Origin of the sequence: Vibrio sp. SCSIO 43140, from assembly GCF_023716585.1 — a bacterium.
Taxonomy (GTDB): domain Bacteria; phylum Pseudomonadota; class Gammaproteobacteria; order Enterobacterales; family Vibrionaceae; genus Vibrio; species Vibrio maritimus_B.
In genome coordinates, this window is sequence record NZ_CP071850.1 from 1,719,280 (window position 1) to 1,723,312 (window position 4,033).

The window sequence follows — 4,033 nt, forward strand, 5'->3', positions numbered from 1 at the left end:
GAGGATGCTGTATGTCGTTTTAGTTGGTGCCATATTAGTCTTTTGGCTTGTTGCCATAGATAGACCATCTTTAGTCGTAAAGATGGACCAAGGTGAGATCACCCATACGAAAGGGCACTTACCGCCAACGTTTAAGCACAATTTAAAAGAGATCGTAGAAAGAGATAAAACAAGCGGAGAGTTGAAGGTATACCAGACTCGAAGCGGGATGAAACTCAAGTTCAGTAAAACGATTTCGAAGAACATACAGCAAAGAATTAGAAACATATTCCCTCACCAAAGCTTCAAATCTAAAGGTCGAAAAAAGAGCCGTTAGCATAGAAAAAGAAAGGGCATTTATGCCCTTTTCTTAGATTATCTAATACACTATAACTAAAGCAGGCGTGATCAATAAATGACTATGCTTTAGCGGCAATTTCCCGCTCATCCCAAATCTTCATTAGTGTTCTACGGGATTCTGAGTCTAGCATTTGAATACGACGACATGTCCAATTCTCAGCAATATAATCAGCCATTTCTAGAGAAATAGGGTTGTTATCCGTTAAGTAAGTCTCCAGTGCTGATTCTGCTTCAATCAACGAAAGTCCTTCCGCATCCCACTTCTGCACACGTACGTAACTATTTTTGAACCATTCAATTGGTAGAGTCATAGAAATCTCCTTTTCTACAAGCTTAATTAAATACTAATTAAAAGACATCGTGTCTTTGCGTTGTAATAAGGATTGAATATTTTCTTTATCGTGTAAAGTTAAAAATGAAATAAACACAATAAAAATTTATAAAAGTAATTTAGTATTTGCCCTGTGAATTTTTTGGTATGTGCCATATTGCTCGTGGTGGTTTTTTGCCTATTGGTTTTGTGAAAGTTATTTAGTTGAAAGATGATACGCTTATGGGTGACAACTAAGTTCAAGGATATGGATAATTACATGTCATACAGCGCGTCAATGGAATGTGAGGCTTTAGTTGATTTCTCTGAATGCTTTTGGGGTGAGGCTTGAAAAATCATAGGGGTAGTGCTTTCAAGTTTTTTAATTGTTACGGAGCGTATTATTCCAACTGAGAAATTTTGTGAATGTATTGCGTTGCTTTTATTAATCTCTCTGAGCTAAGTCGATTGTAATATTTATCTAAACCCGATAAATGACGTTAATATATTGCGTTGTTGTAGTCTAGCCTTAATAAATCGATGAGCGCACCGAGGTATTTATCAATGGCGGCATCAGCAGAAATCGCGGGAAGTTCAAGAGTGATGCAAAGTAACTCCTTCTCGCTACACCAACTCCCAAATGAACCGGGTGTTTCATACCCGATCTGTTTCACTAGCGGCAGCGAAAATTGTTGTGATAGCCAGTTCCCAAGTTTTGAGTCCTCCGGGTCGTCGACGCAGGCTAGGGGTTCATGCAGTGACACAATAAAGCGAGGCTTTCGGGTTTCGATTAGTTCAATTAGAGCAGCAACTTCTGGTTCCAAAGACTCTGCGTTTCCCGTTTTTACCTTTACATCTCGCTCACGCGCAGAAGAGCTCCATCTATACACAGTCTCTTTATCGGTCCAAGTTTTAGTGGGAAACGCTCGATTAAGATCGACTTGGTTGGCATTGGCACGAGTTCCCAGTTGGTTAGCGTCAGGGTTCATGGAAAGTATGACATCGTGTTTAAGATACTCGAAAGGAAGCGAACGTAATGCACAAGATAAAGCGACAGTCGATGCTGTTTCGTCCCCATGTGTTCCAGCGAGGACAAGGCCACGCTCTTCCTCGGGTGAACAACCTTCAAAGTAAAGTAGAGGTGCCCCCAAGACCGAATCCCCGTAAGTGGAGGGTGTCTGTTGAAACTCTGCTCTTTCGGGTCTTGGACGCAATATAGGCCTGTTTTGATTAGCATTATTCATAGCTCACTCTCAACTTCTTGTTGTTCCTCACGGCATTCTAGATGCATATATGCCATAACTAAAACAGTATTAATATCTGACAGCTCTCGTATTCTTTAAGAGTGTTTGCTTGTTAAGAATACAGTAGGGCATCTATTACTTTATACCAATCAGGCGGTTTAGGATGAAGCATCATATTTCATGGAAAGTCTCGCTACTTACAGCAATGGTCTCAGCGGCGTTCTCTGTATCAGCTGCAGTGGTACCGGAAAATGCACGTTTAGCCGAGATTCAGAAACTGGTACGCGGTAACGACGCAGAAGTAGCAACCTTAGATCCAGCAAATGCAGAAGGACTCCCAGAGATGCACGTGCTCAGGGACTTGTTTGAAGGATTAGTTATCCAAAATAAGGACGGCAATGTGATACCAGGCGTCGCAAAATCTTGGAGTACAGAAGACAACAAAACTTTCACGTTCGAGTTAAGAAAAGATGCGAAATGGTCAAATGGAGACCCGGTTACCGCTCATGACTTCGTCTACAGTATCAAAAGAGCTGCCGACCCCAATTTTGCATCAGCGAATGGTTGGTATTTAAAACTTACTAAAATTAAGAATATTCAATCTATTATAGATGGGAAGGCTTCTCTAGATTCACTTGGGGTTAGGGCACTTGATGATCATACTTTACAGTATGAACTAGAAAGTCAGGTTCCGTACTTTGTTGCGATGACTGCTCATTCATCCATGATGCCTGTTCACAAAGAGGCTCTAGCTGAATATGGAGACAAGTGGACTCGACCTGGCAATATGGTATCAAACGGCGCGTTTACATTAGAAAATTGGGTTATTAATGAGCGGATTGAGCTTATTAGAAACCAGCAATATTGGGATAACGATAATACCGTATTAAACCAAGTCACTTATATTCCATTTGAAAGCCAAACGGCTGCAATGAACCGTTTTGCAACGGGCGAAGTGGATATTACTTCTGATGTGCCGACAGCGATGGCTTCGAAGCTAAAGAAAGAGCAACCAGAGTCTTACACCGTAGTTCCATTGCTGTGCACGTATTACTATGCATTCAATACGACAGAGGCACCATTTGACGATCCGCGTGTTCGCAAAGCGGTGTCTTATACTATCATGCGGGATGTTATTACAAACGGTGTTACTCAGGTAGGTAATCTACCTGCATATACTTTTGCACACAAATACGTTGCCGGATTTGAAGCAAGCCAACCAAATTACAGTGCGATGAGTCAGAAACAACGTGATGAGGAAGCTAAAAAGTTACTGTTTGAGGCAGGCTACAGCGAAGAGAATCCATTAGATATTAAGCTGCTGTATAACACTAGTGAGAGCAATAAGGCTATTGCGGTGGCAATAGCGTCAATGCTTGGTAAGAACTTAGGAGCGAAAGTCGAGTTGGAGAATCAAGAATGGAAATCGTATTTGGTCGCGCGTCGTGAAGGCAACTTTGATGTGTTAAGAACATCATGGTGTGGTGACTATAATGAAGCATCAACGTTCTTGAGCCTAATGACATCAGATAACGCCGGCAACCGAGCGTTCTACAAGAGCGACGCGTACGATAAAATCATCGTGAATGCGCTTGGAGCAACCAGTGACGAGGAGCGCGCCAAGTTCTATGACCAAGCTGAAACTTTGTTGGCAGAAGATATGCCAATCGCACCGATTTATTATTACATGCAAGCGCGTTTAGTGAGGCCAACTGTTGGAGGCTTTCCAATGAATAACGTTGAAGGACGAATCTATTCAAAAGATTTGTTCATGAAAGCCGAATAACAAACAGCTAAAATTGAAGGAATAAGCCAGCCACGATTTTGCTGGCTTTTTTGTCTGGTGGGTTGCGGATTTGGCGGTTTCAAATCTAGTTCTTTGATTGTTAACATTTAATACCTTTAGTGCGTATTATCTATCTTATGTTAAATGGGATATGCGTTAGCTTAAAATCTATGTTCTCCTTGCCACTATTCCCTTATTTTATAATCGTATTTAACGATAATCATGATTTACCATAAAATACCTAATAATCACATTACTTAATCAGAGATTAGTAATTGTGACTATTAGAAAAAGCCCATGATCATTTCAACAATTCACATGGGCTTTATGACTCTAGCTCTTATCAACGACTAA

At 41.0% G+C, this 4,033-nt stretch carries 4 protein-coding genes; 2 read left to right on the top strand and 2 right to left on the bottom strand.

Annotated elements, in window-relative coordinates:
- Positions 1 to 4: 4 nt before the first annotated feature.
- On the top strand, positions 5 to 316 hold the full coding sequence (locus J4N45_RS08080; protein WP_042475722.1) for a DUF3634 family protein: 312 nt from the start codon (positions 5 to 7) through the stop codon (positions 314 to 316).
- Between the two features lie 82 nt (positions 317 to 398).
- Here the strand turns inward: J4N45_RS08080 and J4N45_RS08085 are convergent, their stop codons facing one another.
- Together J4N45_RS08085 and mpaA are read right to left on the bottom strand one after the other, a co-directional pair.
- Positions 399 to 650 carry a hypothetical protein gene (locus J4N45_RS08085; RefSeq protein WP_042475725.1) on the bottom strand — a complete coding sequence of 84 codons (252 nt, stop codon included), beginning with the start codon at positions 648 to 650 and terminating at the stop codon, positions 399 to 401.
- Positions 651 to 1,149: 499 nt separating this feature from the next.
- Positions 1,150 to 1,893, bottom strand: coding sequence for a murein tripeptide amidase MpaA (gene mpaA, locus J4N45_RS08090; RefSeq protein WP_252014459.1), 744 nt, complete (start codon positions 1,891 to 1,893; stop codon positions 1,150 to 1,152).
- Between the two features lie 163 nt (positions 1,894 to 2,056).
- On the opposite strand from mpaA, the gene J4N45_RS08095 reads away from it, so the two are divergent.
- Positions 2,057 to 3,679: an ABC transporter substrate-binding protein gene (locus tag J4N45_RS08095; RefSeq protein WP_252014461.1), complete on the top strand. Its 1,623-nt coding sequence runs from the start codon at positions 2,057 to 2,059 to the stop codon at positions 3,677 to 3,679.
- Positions 3,680 to 4,033 lie beyond the last annotated feature (354 nt).

Excerpts from the sequence above, each read along its gene's own strand:
- J4N45_RS08080 (WP_042475722.1), top strand. The coding sequence starts at position 5 with ATGCTGTATGTCGTTTTAGTTGGTGCCATATTAGTCTTTTGGCTTGTT.
- J4N45_RS08085 (WP_042475725.1), bottom strand. The coding sequence starts at position 650 with ATGACTCTACCAATTGAATGGTTCAAAAATAGTTACGTACGTGTGCAG.
- mpaA (WP_252014459.1), bottom strand. The coding sequence starts at position 1,893 with ATGAATAATGCTAATCAAAACAGGCCTATATTGCGTCCAAGACCCGAA.
- J4N45_RS08095 (WP_252014461.1), top strand. The coding sequence starts at position 2,057 with ATGAAGCATCATATTTCATGGAAAGTCTCGCTACTTACAGCAATGGTC.